A 15,826-nucleotide genomic window follows, 5' to 3' on the forward strand; every position below is an offset into this window, starting at 1 on the left:
GCGTCGACGAAGCCCTCTCCCTCAACCCGGACATCGTCTCCACCGCCTGCCCGTTCTGCCTCGTCATGCTGACCGACTCGGTCAACGGCAAGAAGGCTGCAGCCGAAAGCGGCTCCGCCGCAGGCGTCAAGCCCAAGGAGTCGATCCAGGTCGTCGACGTGTCCCAGCTGCTCCTCGAGTCGGTGAAGACACCCGCCGACCCGGCGGGCGACGCGGAGACGGCCGACCAGCCGGAACCGGAACCCGTCCAGTAGCTGTCTCCCAGCACGGAAGCGGCCGGACCTGCCTCGGGGGCAGGACCGGCCGCTCCGGCGTTCCAGGGGCCCGGCCGGGCCGCCCAGGGGTGGTGCGGGCCCCCCGGGGTTCCCCTAGGGGATGTCACAGCTAGGCCGCAATGGGCCCCGTGTTCCTCCGGCCCTCACACCGCACCCACACGGACCAGGTACGTTCGATGCGTGGCTGGATTCAGGATCGGACGCGGCCGGGACAACCGCACACCGCAACAACACCCGCAGCAGCAACAGCCGTACGGCGCGCAGGCATCACCGCCGCCGTACGGCGGGCAGTCGTGGCCCCCGGCAGGAGGCAACGGCACACCGTACCGAGGCCCCCAGGGCGCCCCGTACGGCGGCGGGCACGGCGGCAACGGACACGGGGGTGCGCAGGGGCACACGGGCGGGCACGGCGAGCCGGAGTACTTCGGCGACCCGTACCAACAGCCCTCGCAGCAGGACCCGTACGCCAACGCCCCGGGGCACACCCAGGCGTTCAGCATCAACGAGGACCCGTACGGCGACGGCAGCACCTACCAGGCCGGCCAGGCCCCCGCACAGCCCTCGGGGCCCAGGCTCCCCTGGAAGCAGCTGCTGAGCGGCATCGTCATGCGGCCGGGCCCGACGTTCTGGCAGATGCGCGACTACCCCGTCTGGGGCACCGCGATCGTCGTCACGTTCGTCTACGGCCTGCTCGCGCTCTTCGGCTTCGACCAGGCCCGCGACGAGGCGATCCACGCGGAGGTCTCCACGGCCGCCCCGTACGTGATCTTCACGGGTGTCGGCTTCGTCATCGGCGGGCTGGTCCTCGGCGCGGTCACCCACACCCTGGCCCGCCAGCTGGGCGGCACGGGCTCCTGGCAGCCGACCGTGGGCCTGTCGATGCTCATCATGTCGCTCACGGACGCACCGCGCCTGGTCTTCGCCCTGTTCCTCGGCGGCGAGAACTCCCTGGTCCAGATCCTCGGCTGGATCACCTGGCTGGCCGCCGGAGCGCTGTTCACCTCGATGGTGAGCAAGTCGCACGACCTGCCGTGGCCGAAGGCGCTGGGCGCCTCCGCGATCCAGCTGATCGCGCTGCTCTCGATCATCAAGCTCGGCACGATCTGATCCGACATGCGGAAGGGCCCCGGTGCGGTGAACGCACCGGGGCCCTTCCCACGTCTGCCTGCTACAGGGGGCCTAGGAGTCGAGAACCTGGCCCTCACGGCGCACGACGGGCTTCTCGACGCTCCACGGGAAGTTGATCCACTGATCGGTCTTCTTCCACACGTACTCGCATTTCACGAGCGAATGCGGCTTCTCGTAGATGACGGCGCTGCGCACCTCGGCCACATGGTCGATGCAGAAGTCGCGGACCAGCTTCAGCGTCTTTCCGGTGTCGGCGACGTCGTCGGCGATGAGCACCTTCTTCTGCGTGAAGTCGATGGCGTTCGGAACGGGCGCGAGCATCACCGGCATTTCCAGGGTGGTCCCGACCCCGGTGTAGAACTCCACGTTCACCAGATGAATGTTCTTGCAGTCCAGGGCATACGCCAGACCACCCGCGACGAAGACCCCGCCCCGCGCGATGCTCAGCACGACGTCGGGCTCGTAGCCGTCGTCGGCCACCGCCTGGGCCAGCTCACGTACGGCGTGTCCGAAGACCTCGTACGTCAGATTCTCCCGCACTTCACCAGCCATGCCGTATCACACCTGAGTCCGATGGAAATTCATGAAAGAACGCGAGGCGGTCGGCCCTCGCTGGCCCTGATAACGCGATCCGTAACGCTCGGAACCGTACGGGAATTCGGAGGAGGAGGTCAGCCGGAACATACACAGCTGCCCGATCTTCATTCCCGGCCAGAGCTTTATCGGCAACGTCGCCAGATTCGACAGCTCCAACGTCACATGCCCCGAAAAACCGGGGTCGATGAAACCGGCCGTGGAATGCGTCACCAGCCCGAGCCGGCCCAGCGAACTCTTCCCCTCCAGCCGCGACGCCAGGTCGTCCGGGAGCGAGATGACCTCGTAGGTCGACGCCAGGACGAACTCCCCGGGGTGGAGGATGAACGCCTCGTCACCGTCCGGCTCGACCTGACGGGTCAGGTCCGCCTGCTCGACGGCGGGATCAATATGCGGATAGCGGTGGTTCTCGAACACCCGGAAGTAGCGGTCCAGCCGCACATCGATGCTCGAGGGCTGCACCATCGAAGCGTCGAACGGGTCAATGCGAACCCGCCCGGCATCGATCTCGGCCCGGAGGTCCTTATCTGAGAGAAGCACGCACCGAGGATACGCAGAACGCGCGAGCCGACCCCAACCGGACCGCCCCGCGCGCGCCTGCCTCCGACCTCTGCCGCTCGCTAACGCTCCTCGAACACCACGGGAACCGCCTGCCGCAACCGCGCGCAGCGCGGGCAGCGGATGAGCCGCCCGGGCCCGATCCGCCCGGACCCGAGCTGCTGCATCGGGAACGACGAGGTAGCGAAAACGTGCCCTTCGGCACAGCGGACGACGGTGCGCTCCATCGACTCCATCAAGTCCCTTCCCCAGCCAGCCTTGGACGAGACCGCCACATTAGGGGATGAAGGGGACGCCACTCCAGGCGGCACTCCGCCCACCCACGCTACGCCCTCAACTCCCCCCACCCACACCCGCGTCCACCCTCCGGAACAACACACAGACCCCACGGCGAACACGCCGGGGGCCTGCGATGGGGTACAGTGTGGGACGGTGCACAGCCGATCATCGGTGCGCTTCGCGGGTGTAGTTTAATGGTAGAACATGAGCTTCCCAAGCTCAGAGCGCGAGTTCGATTCTCGTCACCCGCTCCATGAAAAAGCCCCAGGCCAGCGGCCGGGGGCTTTCTTGCTGTTCAGACCGGCCTGACCATCCCGTATCACCTCCGCGCCTTGCCCCTCTTACCGCTGTTCAGCGCCCTTCCGCCCGGCCATCACGCCCCGAGCCTGGCTTCAAACAACGTCTACAACTACAAGGCAAGTCCAATCTGGCGCGTCGGCATGCGTCGGCATGCGTCGACTGCCGGAGGCGCGTGACGCAGCCCTGTCACGCACACCTTCCGGCACCCGGCGCCCGCCACTGACGTCGATCGACCCCGGGCGTCGGCGAGTTGGCGTGCCATGACACGGGCCCACCGCGTGCAAGCCGGCCTTGATCTTCTCTCGGTCTCACGGGATGTCGGCAACAGCTGCGCAGGAAGCATTGCATTTGCGCAACTTTCATTTATGAAAGTAACCTGCCCTGGCAGAGAATGAACGATCGGCGAGGTGGGGCCTGTGAACGGATTCGTTGGGCGTCGTACGGAGCTCGGCCTTCTTGATGACCTGCTGGCCCCTGTACGGACCGGCGGACGCAGCGGGCGGCCCGGGCGCGCCGTACTGATCCGAGGGCGCCGACGCGTCGGCAAGTCCCGGCTCGTGGAGGAGTTCCTGGAACGCTCCGGGCTTCCTCATGTCTTCTTCACCGCAGTAGGCGGCTCGAAGGCCGAGGACCTGGCAGGATTCGCCGCCGAGCTCGCCGTCTCTCCCCTCCCCGACGCCGGCCGCGTCGCGGACTTCGCCACCCCGCAGACTTGGGACGCGGCTTTGAGCCTGCTCGCCAGTGTCCTGCCTCAGGACACGCCCAGCGTGGTCGTGCTCGACGAGATGCCCTACCTCGTACGCGAGGACCCCACTTTCGAGGGCGCGCTGCAGAAGGCATTCGACCGGACGTTGTCCAAGCTCCCCGTACTGCTCGTCCTCATCGGCTCGGACATCGCGATGATGGAGCAGCTGAACACCTACGGTCGCCCCTTCTACCAGCGCGGCACCGAGATGGTCGTACCTCCGCTCAATCCGGCCGAGGTCGCCGCCATGCTCGACCTCCCGCCGGCTGAGGCGTTCGACGCCTTCCTGGTCTCTGGCGGCCTCCCGCTCGTCCTTGAGGAATGGCCTCCGGGTGCCACCCTCTGGGACTACCTGGAGCAGGCGCTGGCCCGTCCGACGTCCGCCCTCCTCGTCAGCGGCGAGCGCACTCTGGCCGCCGAGTTCCCCACAGAGGCACAGGCCCGCACGGTGCTGAGTGCCATCGGACACGGGGAACGCACCTTCACCCTGATCGGCCGGGCAGCCGGCGACCTCAATCCAGGCTCTCTGAAACGTTCCCTGGAGCTCCTCACCAGCCGACGCATGGTGGCGGCCGACCTTCCGCTGTCCACCAGGCCGAGCCGCGAGAGCCGCTACCACGTCGCCGATCCGTACCTGCGCTTCTGGCTCTCTTTCCTCGGGCCCGGCATCCCCATGATCGAGCGCGGGCGTGGAGACCGTGTACTCGAATCGATCCGCACCAGCTGGACGTCCTGGCGGGGCCGCGCCGTCGAACCTGTGATCCGCGAGGCCCTATGGCGCCTGACCGACGACCGGCTGCCCGAGGCCACCAACGTGATCGGCGGCTACTGGACCCGCACCAACGACCCTGAAATCGACCTCGTCGGCGCCGACCGATCTCCTATCGCCAAGAAGATCACCTTCGTCGGATCCATCAAGTGGCTGGAGAACAAACCCTTCGACAACCACGACCTCGCCCGACTCGTCACCCACCGCTCACAACTGCCCGGCACCGACGACTCCACTCCCCTGCTCGCCGTCGCCCGCAGCGGAAGCAGCGCCAACGGCATCCTCAGCCTCACCCCCGACGACCTCATCACCGCTTGGGCGTGACCCGCCAAGGGCCGTTTCCCCGCAGTGACCGCGTTCGTGCCCCATCCGTGCCCTTCGGAGCGGACAACAGCGGTCAAGCCCGGTGACCTGGGGCAGCACCGACCTTGCCCGGCCCGGCCAAACATGCAGGTCAGAGTCACTACAGCCGTTCAAGAACCGTTGATTCCCAAGCTCAGAGCGCGAGTTCGATTCTCGTCACCCGCTCTTGAAAACAAGCTCCCAGGTCAGAGGCCTGGGAGCTTCGTTGTTACCCATTCCCCGAGCCGCGTGTCAGCTGTGCTTCTGGCGTAGGTGGCGGGAGGCAGCAAGGCACGAGGACAGCCACGTCGCCTCATGGCGATTTATGATCAAGTCGCCGACGGTGATCACTCCGTCCATCACGCTGCCGACCCGTATCGAGTGGTCGCTGACGCGGAACATCTGCCAGTCGGCGTCGCTGTGCCAGAACCGGGCGGTCTTCTCTCCCCAGCGCTGGGCGAAGACGAGTTCCTCTCCGTGCTCATTGAGGAAGTAGCCGACGTAGTCCTTTCCTGTAATCGCGCCCCCGCACAGGCGGGCCAACAGCTGTTCGATCGCAAGCTGGTCGTCTTCGGTCATGCAGTGGGTTCCTCGGTCTGGTCAGGATCCTGCTGCGCCGACGCGAGGGCCAGCATCCGGGCTGCTGACTCCAGCAGGGTCTCGTACGTGATCACTTCAATGCGTGCCGCGTGTGTGTTGTAGGTGCGGAGTGTCTCCGCAATCTCCTTGGGGGTAATGCCACCACTGACGAATCGCGGATGCCCGATCACAACCGTTGCCGAGGCTCTACGGGTATCGACTCCGTGATTCGCCAGGATGGCCTCGCGGCTCTCGTCCATGGTGCGAAGGTAGTTTTGAGCCTGCGACACAGCATGGTGTGCCGCGGCGCCCAACATGAGGTGGCCGCTGCGGCGAATCACCAGGTCCTTGATGTTGGCACGCTTGAGTTCCACCACGTGAAGGGACCCATCACCCCGCAGAAGCGGGATATCCAGAATCGTGTCCGCGGTGTACTGCCGGCGTGCCAGCTCTGCCACGTAGGCACCGCCGAAAATCCACTCCTGATTCTTCAGACGGGCGTGGAGGGCGCTCTCCGAGCTAGTCCCGTCATCCACCACAGCACGCAGAGCGTCGAGACCCGCTCGCCGGGCCTTCAACTCCAGCAACTGAGCCAGCAACCCCGCGTCGGCATCAGCGAGGAAATCGCCCACCATCCGCGCCGCCTCGGTCGAGGCCGGTCGTGGCAGGCTCCTCAGGACAAGCTCCATGTGCCCGTATTGCTGGAGCCTCCTCCTCTCTCGAGCAGGAAGCCGAATCCCACCCTCCCCCGCGCCGAGGCCCAAGTGGTCCACGGACAGAGCTATACCGCGAAAGAGGTCCCGTGCATCGGCTACCGTCGCCTCCGGGTTGTCCTCGGAGAGAGCGTCCAAAACGGCCACCGCTCGATCGGCGCCCATGGCCACCAGCCTGCGCATGCCTTCCTCGCTACGCCGCCGAGCACCCTCGTCGTAGTAGTTCTCCAGGATTTCGAGGAACAGCTCACCACCGGCGTAGGCAGCAAAGCGCTGAAACCGCTGCGCGAGAGCAAAGTCTCCGACCAGGAGCGATTCTTGGGCGACATCTTCCAAGGCGTTCACCAGAGGCCTGCCCTTGCCGTACCCGGTCCCACCGAAGGCAGGACCCATGACGCGCAGTACTGCATCGATGCGATCCAGCACGCTCGAATGCTCAGTGAGCTCCCGTGCCCCGCTGACCATCTGCCAGAGCGTGAAACCAGAACGGAAAGTCGTCATACGGTGACTTTAGAAGGAGGCACTGACATTGATGCTGATACTCAGGTTCCGGTGGTCGTGGCTCGGGCACTGACTGACGCCCTGCTGGGCTGTCCTCATGTTGTTCTGTCCGACCGCCGGGACCTGTTCTCATGGCTCCGGCCGGGCGGAACATGACCTGATAGCGCCTCTGTGTGTCAAGCTGCTGGTGCAAGTTGGCTCCGCCGGTCTCGTTTCATGATCCGGTAGACGACGTTCGAGAGACGCCGTTTGAGGGCCCTGCGTGCCTCGGCGGGTGTCTTCCCTTCGGAGATCTTGCGGAGGTAGTACTCCTGGCCGCGGCCTCCGTCTCGGATCTGGCAGATCGCGATGATGTGAAGGGCTGAGTTCAGCGCTCGGTTGCCGCCGGTGTTGAGGCGGTGGCGTACGTTCTTCCCGCTGGAGGCATCCAGAGGAGCACTACCGGTATAGCTGGCGAAGTGGTGCTCGGTGGGAAAACGGGTGACGTCACCGATGTGCCCCAGGACCTTGGCGGCGAGTACGGTCCCTAGCCCTGGCAGCGACGTCAACGTCGTCCGAGATGCCGCGAGAGCTTCGCGCATCTGCGCTTCATTCTCCTTGACCTGGCGGTCGAGCCGACGAAGGTCAGCCAGGAGATCACGAGCGATGTCGCGGCGGCAGTTGTCGGTCGCAGTGAGGGGCCGGATCCCCTTCATCAACGCTGCAGCCTTCTCTGCCGACAGCCTCGTGGGGGCACCGCCGGGCAGCAGGTCGCGAAGGACCGCGTGGAGGCGGTTGGTGATGCGAGTTCGCTCGTTGACCAGGTCGTTGTGCCGTTCGGTCAGCAGCCGCAGGATGGTGGACTGGTCCTCGGCCATCACCTGGCGCAGGTCGGTGCGGAACAGCGCCACCTGAGCGATGTGGAGCGCGTCAGCAGGATCAGTCTTGCGGTCGCCTCCGGTGGCCAGGAGCCGCGCCCTGGCCGACAGAGTAGAGGGCACGTCGACGGTGTCCTCGCCATGGGCTGCCAGCTGCTGGGCGAGGGTCCTGCCAAGGCCGCCGGCGCCCTCCACGGCGAACCGTCGTTCGGCCCACTGCTCGCACCAGCGCATCAGCTGGCCGAAGGTGCCGGCGTTGACGATGAACTTCCGCTGGCCGACCTTGTGGCCTGCGGCATCGATGGCGACAGCGGTGTGAGAGGACTTGTGAGGGTCGATCCCGATAGTGATCACGCGCATCCTGACCTGGTGCTCGAAGCGGCAGAAGTGTGCGGTGGGCACCCTGACTTGAAGTTGCGGTCTCACACGTTCATGCCTCTGTCGAGCCACACCGCGCGGGTGCCGGACGGCGGCGGCACGCTAATCATGAGCCAGCCCGAAGGGCGGCAAGGAGCTATGCGAGCCAGTGCCGACCGGCACCCTGGACGCTACGGCTGCAGACCGAGCATCTGGGGGCAATTCAACAAGTCAGGAGCTTGGTCAGAAGCCCCCTCAATGTCCTGTCTGCGCCACCCGGCCGGCGCCCACCTTCGGCTCGGAAGGCAGCATCAGCATGACATCAGCGGTCGCGGACGACACCACGGACCAGGATGTGTTCGGCGGCGTCGACTCTCATGCCGACACCATTCACGTCGTTGGCCGCCCGGTCGCCGCCTCGTGAGAGGCGGTGCCGGTTCGTGGCGCAGGCGTTCACTCAAGGAACGCCTGCCTTGTTCCTTTAGGGAACAGGCAGCTCCCGGGCAGGGAGCACAGGCTCCAGCACCCATGCTCAATGGCCCAGCATCTCCTCCACGCGCCACGACCTCCTCGGGGCCACGCCAGTGACGAATGGGCAACAGAAACGCCGAGCACCAAAGCAGTTGTGCAAAATCTCCGACATCAACTAAAGTAAAAGCCGCACTGGAATGCTTCGATGCGTAGTCCGACCCGAGGAGTCGTCCGCATGAGTATGCCTTCGTCACTGTGGACGACCGACGTGTTCGGCGAGCAAGCAGCAGATGCACGCTGCCGCGTCGGGCAGGGCCTTCGCAACATGCAGGCCAACGCACAGGCCGCGCAGGAACAAGCCGCCTCCCGCACCACCCGCGTCTACGGCACCAGCCGGTACGAGAACCAGTACGAGCGGCTTCAGGACGAACTGAAGCAGGTTCCTGGCGCCCGCGCGGTCAAGCCATTCGGCTTCTCGTACGAGCTGATGCTCATCGGCAAGGGGCTGATCTACCCGTTCCGGTACTCCAACACCAAGTCGGACGTACGTAGCGCACGCATCCCCAGCCAGTCTCGGCTGGTGCGGGAACTCTTCACGTTCGCACCGCCGCCGAAGCACACTCAGGTTCCGTTCGACCTCGACTTCGGGCCGACCGTCCCGATCGCCGAGCCGCGCGGCGCTCTGGCGACAGTCCCGGAGGGCACCCAGCTGGTTCTGGTTCCCTTCGCCTGCAACGCCTCCGAGCTCCTTGAGGCGTACTGGGGCATCGCGGCGCTCGGGATGAACCGGCAGCTGGAGTGGGCAACCGATCCGGAGCCGCTCCACCTGCCTCAGGAGGTCACCTCGTACACGCTGCGCCCGATCAGCATTCCGGGCCAGGTCACGGCACACACCGGCTTCGCCGAAGGACTCGAACCCACCCTTACGCTGTCCTCTCGTACCGCCTCGGACCAGGCCCTGCACGTACCCGTGCAGACCGAGGCAGAACCCATTGAGGACCAGAGCAGCGAAGACAATGCGACCCACTAAGCAAGACCTCATTCCCGGTACGGAAGAACGAGGCGTCACGCCCCGCGCCGTCTACGACCTCTTCGATCCCACCCGGGTGACGCAAGCTCGCCGTCTGGCGGAGATGACGAAGAAGGACGTGGCGGCTGGGCTCGGGGTGACGCCTGCGGCCGTGGGGCAGTACGAGACAGGGGTGTCGAAGCCACGACCTGACTTGATCCCCCGGCTCGCAGAGGTCCTCGGGGTTCCCTTGACGTTCTTCCTGCTGGGGAGGCCGGCTAATCGGCTTGACGCTTCCATGGCGCATTTCCGAAGCCTGCGCAGCACACCGAAGTCCCAGCGGGAACGTGCGCTCGCGTTCGCCGAGCAGGTCTGGGAGCTCACGTACGCGCTGGAACAGCGGGTTCAGTTGCCTCTCGTCGATCTGCCCGGCTTCGCCGGTGGGGAGGTCCATCCCGGCGAAGAGCTGTCCACCGACCCCGCTTCCGCTGCCCGTGAGCTCCGCAGGCGCTGGGGCCTGGGCGACGGCCCTGTCACGCATCTGGTGAGGCGGATGGAGTCCCACGGGATCGTGGTGGTTATGCCGCCTGCCAGCGATCCCTCTGCCGCGAGCGTGGACGCCTTCTCCACCCGCGCAGCACGGCCACTCGTCGTTCTAACCGCCGCCCGGGCCGACGACATCTATAGGCACCGGTTCACAGCTGCCCATGAGCTCGGCCACCTCGTGCTTCACGCCGATGCCACCGGTGACAGCCGTCAGGAGAAGCAGGCTGATGCCTTCGCCGCCGAGTTCCTGACCCCCCAGGACAGCATCCTGCCGTTCCTGCCGCGGCGAATGGATCTTGCACGCCTGGCCGAGCTCAGGGGGGTCTGGGGAGTCTCGCTCCATTCGCTCGTCTACCGATGCCGCGAGCTGGGGCTGATCTCCGACGCGACTGCCAGCCGGACGTACCAGCGTCTACGCGCTCTCGACGGCCAGCCGGGCTTCACCGCCGAATCCGTCTCGAACTTCCCTGGGGAACGGCCTTCGCTGCTTGGCCGGGCCTTCGAGCTAGCTGCCAGCGAAGCTGGCCTATCGGTCTCCCGATTGGCTCATGAGCTGGCGTGGACAAGCGAGAGGGTGCAGAACCTGCTGGACGTTCAGGAACAGAAGCCGGTGCTCCGGCTGGTCCAGTAGCAGCGCCGCTCGGCTTGAGGAGACGCGGGCGGGGCTCGTCTCCCGTTATTACGCCCAGGACGTGCGGCATCGAGGCGCGACGTTAAGCCCGGAGCGCGTACGGACACCATCAGGGCCGACTCATCTCAGAGTCGGCCCTGATGGCGTGCTGACGTACTCAGAGGTTCAGAGCGATGCCTCGACTCCGAGGCTTCCCGCATTGATGGCTTCCCGTAGAACGTGGGTGATCTCCTCGGGCTTTAGGTCGATACCGTCGAGCCCCTCCGTGGTCAACGGAATCTCCTCCAGCGCGTACTCGCCGCGGCCTTCGGCGCTGAATTCGGGACCGGTGCGGTCGTCGAAGGACCAGGTCGCGATGCGCGCGAGGTAGAAGAGCTGACGCTCATCGTCGGACTCCATCGTGTGGAGGAGGCAGATGATGTCGGCCTTCCCCGCGATCTCCTCGTGGATCTCCCGGTGGAGGGCCGCCTCCCGGGACTCGTCGCTGGGTTCGACGCCGCCGCCGGGCAGGACCCAGTATTCGGGGATGCCGGGCCGGGTGCGGCGGATGACCAGCATCGTGTCGTCTGCGGTGACGAGGACGGCGCGGACTCGTTCCATCATTTCGGTTTGTCTCCTTGCTTGTTGGTGGTCTCAGTGCAGCAGCCAGCCGCCGTCGACGTGGACGGACTGCCCCGTGATGAACGACGCGGTGGGGCCCACGAGAAACGCCACCAGGGCCGCGACATCCTCAGGCCGCCCACGGCGCGGGACACACTGGCGCTTGATTTGGTCTTCCGGCCGCGCGCGGTGCAGGGCGGGGAGGGTGTTCTCGGCCTCGACCTGGATGGCCCCGGGCATGACGGTGTTGACGCAGATTCCGTACGGGCCCAGTTCGCGGGCGAGAGAGCGGCTAAGTCCCAGCAGCCCGGCCTTCGCGGTGCTGTACGCGACGAGGTTCGTCCGGCCGGCGCGGGCGTTGACACTGCCGATGTTCACGATCCGGCCCCAGCGGCGCTCGATCATGTCGGGCGTGAGCACGTGGCAGGTGCGGTAGTGAGCGGTGAGGTTCACGTCGAGGGAGTAATTCCAAGCGGTCTCGTCGGTGTCATGCCAGGCGACGCGGGGGTAGATACCGGCGTTGTTCACCAGGATGTCGACGGGTCCGATCTCGGCGCGGACGAGGCCGGCCATGGTCTGGACGCTGCCTGGATCAGTCAGGTCGGCGTTCACCGCGATCCCGGGGCTGCCCGCGCGCTCGAAGTCGGAGAGGAGGGCGTGGGCGTCGGGGTCCTGGCCGAGGTGGTTGACCGCCACGGTTGCTCCGGCGGTGGTGAGCGCCCGTCCGATCTGGGCCCCGATGCCGGTGGCCCCGCCGGTGACCAGGGCGATGCGGCCCTGGAGCGGCCGGGTCTGGAGAGGAGTCTCAAGCAGGGGCAGGGACATTGCTGCTCCGTTCGCCGGGGTGGAGGTGCGGGGCCGGTGCGGTGGTGAAGAAGGTGTCGAGCGTCGTGTGCGGGTCCTGGCTCTCGGCGAGTTTGATCAGAACGAGCAGAAGGTCGTGCCCGGTCAGCCGGGAGGGCGGGACGACGCCGAGAACGCGCAGGGCGAGAAAGGCACGGATCTCCTCCATGTCGCTGCCGTTCTCCATGCGAAGGCCGTCCAGGACACGGGTAATGGCCGCAGCGCGGCCGGGGCCGGTGTTCCAGGAGTATCGGACATCGATGTGCCGACTGGGCCGGTGCAGTTCCAGGTGCTCGATGCGCGGGCGGGTCAGGGGCGGCAGGGCGAGGCGGAGGGTGCGGGCGTACACATCGGGCTGGTAGCGGGGAACGAGCCAGCCGCCCAGGGCCATCAGGTACCAGAGCAGGTTGGCGGCTTCGCCCGCGATGGTGTTGCGCCCGGCGAACTCGAAGTCGAGCCAGCACAGCGGGTCGGCGATGTTGGGCTCCGTGGGATCGCCCTGTGTGAGGACGGCGAGCCTGCGGCGATCGGGAGCCAGGGCAAGGCGGACGTTGTCGATGGTGTCGGCGACGTTCAACGTCAGCGGTATGCCGTTGGCAGTGAGGGTGAAGCCAGCCAGTTCCCGGAGGCTGAGGGTCGTATCGGTGTGAGGCAGGGCAAGTGACAGGTCGCGACGCAGATACCAGCGGTCGAGTCGGCTACCGGGGCGAATGCGTTCGAGGTAGAGGTCCGGGACGCACTCGACCAGCGGCACGCTCCTCCCGGTTTCCTCAGCCGCTGCTCGCAGGTCGGCGCAGACCCCGTCCACGAGGCGGGCCAGACGAGGCTGGACGGCCGAATCGCGGTCGGCGAGGGCGATCACATCGCCCATCAACAGTTCGCACCGGCCGTTGGCGAAAACGTCCTCGTAGGCTAGGAGTTGTCTGTCCGGTAAAGCGATCTGCCCGTGAAGGGCCGGAACCGCGATGCGGGAGGAGAGCTGTGCCCATCCCTTCGCCTCGACTTCGGCCCGCTCCCGGTTCGCCACTGGCTTATGGAAGACACCCGTTGCTGCCATGGGCCATCGGACGTTCGCGCTCACCGCGTCTCCCCGGGGAGGGTGTCCAGCCAAGCCTGGAGAACGAGGAGTGCGAGCGCTTCGGCAGCGAGCGGCTCGGTGCGAGCGGCGGTGATCAGGCTCGTGTCCTGCCGCGTGGCGTCGAGGAGGACGGTGAGCGCGTCGCTGTCGGAGGGACACTCGATCCCACCGAAACGGAGCTGAATCTTCGCGAGCAGCGCAGTGACCTTGTACAGGGCGCGGAGGTCAGGACTCCCCTTGAGGAACTGGCGGCGGATCTCGATGGCGGCCTGGATGCCGTCGCGCAGGCTTACAGCCACGTCGGTGGCCGCGTCCGGAGCGGGCAGAGCCAGGCCAGGGGTGGACCACAAGGGGACCAGCGACCCGCTGCCGATAAGAGCGAGGACGTGAAGCAGTCGAGAGGTGATGGCGCCGGCCCGGCACTCGGCGCGGGTCAGTACCGTCATGCCCAGCTTGACCCCGCCGAGTTCGGCCTCCAGATCCGCGAGGATCTGGCGCATCTCGTCGAGGGAGGAAGTGTCGGCCACGACAAGGACGTCGAGGTCGCTCCAGCCGTGCTGGTACTTGCCCCGGGCTCCGCTTCCGGTGACGGCGAGCAGGTCGATCAGCGGGCGCAGGCCGGTGGTCCGGTCAAGGAATTCCGCCAGATAGGACTCCAGGTGCACGGGGAGTCCGAGTGTGTTGACCGGCATGGTGGAGGGCTGGTGCTCCGGCCAGCGGCGGTTGAGCGCGATGCGGTCCAGCCGGCGCTCCAGCTCCAGGCGTGGCCCGTCGTTGCCGATGACCTCGTGCGCGAGGGAGGCGATCTTGTCCGCGCCTCGTGCGCTCTTGACGAGGTCGCGGTCAGCGACGTCCTGGGCCCCGGCGGTGCCCCGCCGGGTGCGCGTGGCCTCGGAGGCGTCCAGGTAGGCGATGGTGAGCTGAGGTCCGAACATCCGGGCAAGCTCGGCGGTCGAGTCGAAGTCGTGCAGCGACTCGATGCTGACGGAGTCGAGGAAGTGGTGGGCCTGGCAGAAGCGGTCCAGCGCATCCACGATCAGCTCGGCCTGCCCGACCGATCCCAGCCGGTACGGATCGTGAATCCCCGCCCGCCCGGCCGCGTCCTCGATGAGGTACCCGATCTTGAGGCGGGCGTGGCCGTGCTGTGTGCGCAGGTACTCGCCGGCCGTGCTCTTGCCGCTCTCCGACATGCCGCCCAGCGCGGTGACGTGTACTCCTGCCAGAGCCCTGCCGGGCACGTCCGGGTGCAGGGGCGCCAGGAGCCGGCGCACCTCGTCCTGGATGGCGACGGTCGGCCGATTGCTGATGCGGATCGCCATCGGGAAGCGTCCCTCGACGACGAGGCGGTTGATCTGCTCATGGAGGTGACATTGGTACGCCACGTAGATCCCAGTGACCGTCACCTCGTGGGCCAGGCTCCGGCGGGTACCTTCCTCCGGGTCTTCGCAGTGCAGGAGGACGAGGGCGTGCTCGCTCTCCTCGGCGGCTCGCAGGTCGGTCTCGTACGGCGCAAGCAGGAGTCGGGCTCGGTCTGCGGCCTGCGCGGCGTCCAGGTCGTCTCGTACAGCGACCGTCGCGGCGACGGACGCCTCCAGCATCGGGATGCCCCGGTCCAGCAGGCGCACCGACGCGGAGAAGGGGTGCCGGGAGCGTTCCAGGTAGGAGGCGGCAAGGACGTCGGCGACCTCCTCGACCGGGCCAGTCTCGAACCACCAGCGGGACATGCCGTCGGCCTTGATGGCGGTCCAGCGGGGGTCGTAGTGGTCGAGCGGGCCTGCCGAGGTCGCGGCCGGGCCCATGCGCCGGGCAAGGATTCCGATCTGCTTGGTCTTCCCGGTGTTGTCGGGGCCGCTGAACGCGACCGACACGGGGAGGGGATACGTGTCGCTGTTGTACGGACCGGACATCGGCTTCCCTTCACTGATGATGCGGAGCGGGTACGCCTGCGAGGGCGCCGTGAGCGCCCTGCGGCAAGACTCGATGGGGCCCCGAGCCTCGAAGCAAGGCGAGAGGCAAGGACGGGCCAGGGTGTCTATACGGGGCCGTCGGACAACGGAACGTCCTCGGAGCTGAGCGTCAGCTGCACCTGAGCGGAGGAGTGCTCGGTGTGGGCTAGAAGTGCGACCATCGCGAGCCCGGCAGCTGTGCCGAGGGCCCACACCCAGCTCAGGGCGGTCTCCAGCGGATCGGGTACGTAGGAACGGCTCATCGGACCGCCTCTCGGACCGCGGAGCCGTGTGCCGCGCTGGGGTGGCGCGAGAGCGCGATCGTGCGGGTCCGTGCGTTGTCACTGCGCATCGCCACCGTCGGTTCCTCTCAACGTGTCCGGGCAGGCACCAATAGGCCCTGAACAGGGCCTATTCGAGCCAATCGGAGATCTGCGGGGTGATGTTCAGTGAACGCCGGTCCGCACTCACGGAACAGGGCCCAGGATGTAGTCCTGCGTAATCCCGCGTAATCCAGGTGGGGAGGGTGACGGGGTGCCGAAGAACCCGGCCGTCGCGCAACTGATCAAGCGGGCATGCCATGAACGCGGCTGGGGGCCCTCGGAGTTGGCTCGCGCTCTCGGCCTCGCCGAATGCGGTGACCCGCGCCGCCTGCAGCGTCAGCACGCCAGGCGGTGGATAGAAGGCGAACGAACCCCCGGCCAC

Annotated in this window: 14 protein-coding genes, 1 tRNA gene and 1 pseudogene; 6 read left to right on the top strand and 10 right to left on the bottom strand. The window is 66.8% G+C overall.

Features of this window, described 5'->3' with window-relative positions; all coding sequences use genetic code 11:
* Positions 1–254 (top strand): annotated as a pseudogene (locus AB0P41_RS07700) (Fe-S oxidoreductase); the annotation flags it as partial.
* A gap of 201 nt (positions 255–455) precedes the next feature.
* Positions 456–1,382 (top strand): Yip1 family protein, encoded by a 927-nt coding sequence (locus AB0P41_RS07705; protein ID WP_365930763.1) that lies wholly within the window; start codon positions 456–458, stop codon positions 1,380–1,382.
* A gap of 72 nt (positions 1,383–1,454) precedes the next feature.
* Here AB0P41_RS07705 and AB0P41_RS07710 read toward each other — a convergent pair whose 3' ends face one another.
* Both AB0P41_RS07710 and dcd read right to left on the bottom strand, forming a co-directional pair.
* The gene (locus AB0P41_RS07710; protein ID WP_356709419.1) at positions 1,455–1,955 is read right to left on the bottom strand and encodes a phosphoribosyltransferase; all 501 of its coding nucleotides are present in this window, start codon (positions 1,953–1,955) and stop codon (positions 1,455–1,457) included.
* Positions 1,956–1,961: 6 nt separating this feature from the next.
* Positions 1,962–2,537, bottom strand: coding sequence for a dCTP deaminase (gene dcd / locus AB0P41_RS07715; protein ID WP_356709417.1), 576 nt, complete (start codon positions 2,535–2,537; stop codon positions 1,962–1,964).
* A gap of 477 nt (positions 2,538–3,014) precedes the next feature.
* Here dcd and AB0P41_RS07720 point away from each other — a divergent pair.
* Together AB0P41_RS07720 and AB0P41_RS07725 are read left to right on the top strand one after the other, a co-directional pair.
* A tRNA-Gly gene (locus AB0P41_RS07720) sits at positions 3,015–3,088 on the top strand.
* A 462-nt stretch (positions 3,089–3,550) separates the two neighbouring features.
* Positions 3,551–4,972 (top strand): ATP-binding protein, encoded by a 1,422-nt coding sequence (locus AB0P41_RS07725; protein ID WP_364939885.1) that lies wholly within the window; start codon positions 3,551–3,553, stop codon positions 4,970–4,972.
* 270 nt (positions 4,973–5,242) lie between these two features.
* On the opposite strand, the gene AB0P41_RS07730 is transcribed toward AB0P41_RS07725, so the two are convergent.
* The 3 genes from AB0P41_RS07730 to AB0P41_RS07740 all read right to left on the bottom strand — a co-directional run bounded on the left by AB0P41_RS07730 (position 5,243) and on the right by AB0P41_RS07740 (position 8,042).
* Complete coding sequence (locus tag AB0P41_RS07730) at positions 5,243–5,569, bottom strand: hypothetical protein (protein ID WP_365930766.1); 327 nt, start codon at positions 5,567–5,569, stop codon at positions 5,243–5,245.
* On the bottom strand, positions 5,566–6,783 hold the full coding sequence (locus AB0P41_RS07735) for a Shedu anti-phage system protein SduA domain-containing protein (protein WP_365930768.1): 1,218 nt from the start codon (positions 6,781–6,783) through the stop codon (positions 5,566–5,568). The genes AB0P41_RS07730 and AB0P41_RS07735 overlap by 4 nt, the downstream gene beginning before the upstream one ends.
* Positions 6,784–6,959: 176 nt before the next feature.
* The gene (locus tag AB0P41_RS07740) at positions 6,960–8,042 is read right to left on the bottom strand and encodes an IS110 family transposase (protein WP_365930769.1); all 1,083 of its coding nucleotides are present in this window, start codon (positions 8,040–8,042) and stop codon (positions 6,960–6,962) included.
* A 694-nt stretch (positions 8,043–8,736) separates the two neighbouring features.
* Between AB0P41_RS07740 and AB0P41_RS07745 the strand changes: the two genes are divergently transcribed.
* Together AB0P41_RS07745 and AB0P41_RS07750 are read left to right on the top strand one after the other, a co-directional pair.
* A complete protein-coding gene (locus AB0P41_RS07745) occupies positions 8,737–9,498 on the top strand; it encodes a hypothetical protein (protein WP_365930771.1) in 762 nt (253 codons plus the stop codon).
* Positions 9,485–10,654, top strand: coding sequence for an XRE family transcriptional regulator (locus tag AB0P41_RS07750; protein ID WP_365930773.1), 1,170 nt, complete (start codon positions 9,485–9,487; stop codon positions 10,652–10,654). The genes AB0P41_RS07745 and AB0P41_RS07750 overlap by 14 nt, the downstream gene beginning before the upstream one ends.
* A 165-nt stretch (positions 10,655–10,819) precedes the next feature.
* Here the strand turns inward: AB0P41_RS07750 and AB0P41_RS07755 are convergent, their stop codons facing one another.
* The 5 genes from AB0P41_RS07755 to AB0P41_RS07775 form a co-directional block, all read right to left on the bottom strand.
* On the bottom strand, positions 10,820–11,257 hold the full coding sequence (locus AB0P41_RS07755; protein ID WP_365930774.1) for an NUDIX domain-containing protein: 438 nt from the start codon (positions 11,255–11,257) through the stop codon (positions 10,820–10,822).
* 30 nt (positions 11,258–11,287) lie between these two features.
* A complete protein-coding gene (fabG, locus tag AB0P41_RS07760; RefSeq protein WP_365930776.1) occupies positions 11,288–12,079 on the bottom strand; it encodes a 3-oxoacyl-ACP reductase FabG in 792 nt (263 codons plus the stop codon).
* Entirely contained in the window at positions 12,060–13,124 is a 1,065-nt protein-coding gene (locus tag AB0P41_RS07765) for a hypothetical protein (RefSeq protein ID WP_365930778.1), read from the bottom strand. The genes fabG and AB0P41_RS07765 overlap by 20 nt, the downstream gene beginning before the upstream one ends.
* Positions 13,125–13,174: 50 nt before the next feature.
* Positions 13,175–15,082 carry a nucleotidyltransferase domain-containing protein gene (locus AB0P41_RS07770; protein WP_365930780.1) on the bottom strand — a complete coding sequence of 636 codons (1,908 nt, stop codon included), beginning with the start codon at positions 15,080–15,082 and terminating at the stop codon, positions 13,175–13,177.
* 125 nt (positions 15,083–15,207) lie between these two features.
* Positions 15,208–15,384: a hypothetical protein gene (locus tag AB0P41_RS07775; protein ID WP_365930782.1), complete on the bottom strand. Its 177-nt coding sequence runs from the start codon at positions 15,382–15,384 to the stop codon at positions 15,208–15,210.
* Positions 15,385–15,826 lie beyond the last annotated feature (442 nt).

The sequence above is a fragment of the Streptomyces sp. NPDC079167 genome (assembly GCF_040686735.1).
In the GTDB taxonomy this organism is placed as follows: Bacteria; Actinomycetota; Actinomycetes; order Streptomycetales; family Streptomycetaceae; genus Streptomyces.